Annotated in this window: 1 pseudogene; it reads right to left on the bottom strand. The window is 58.6% G+C overall.

Annotated elements, in window-relative coordinates:
- Positions 1-396 (bottom strand): annotated as a pseudogene (locus RTW80_RS27585) (hypothetical protein); the annotation flags it as partial.

Genomic DNA, 396 nt, shown 5'->3' with positions numbered 1-396 from the left:
ATCCGTCTGTGGACGTGGTGCACACATCCAGCCAGGCACCCAGCGGTTGTCTTTCATATGGAACTCTGCATGTTCAGCCGCATCGCCTTTCTTCATTTTCTCCGCGTCCCGTGCGGCACCGGACAGTCCGGCCTCATTCAGGGCTGCGATAATCTGCGGCTGTTTCAAGTGTCCGAAGAAGTTTGCTTTTGTCGGCTGCCACCAGTCGCGCATGTGAAAGCCGATGGCGGTTTCCAGCGAGTCCAGCGGACTGCGTGACGTGTGACCACACTCACGGGTCTGAACGCCGTGGATGCTGCATGCAGTGCAGAAACTGAGCAGGGATAACAGCACCTCCTGACTGAGTGACAGGAACGTCGTCATATCCCGTGCCCATCCATCCGGCAGCAGGGCGGC

The sequence above is a fragment of the Escherichia sp. AM3 genome, from assembly GCF_032029835.1.
Lineage (GTDB): Bacteria > Pseudomonadota > Gammaproteobacteria > Enterobacterales > Enterobacteriaceae > Escherichia > Escherichia coli.
The sequence above is the reverse complement of the archived record's forward strand: the minus strand, read 5'-3'. Positions and strand labels throughout refer to the sequence as shown.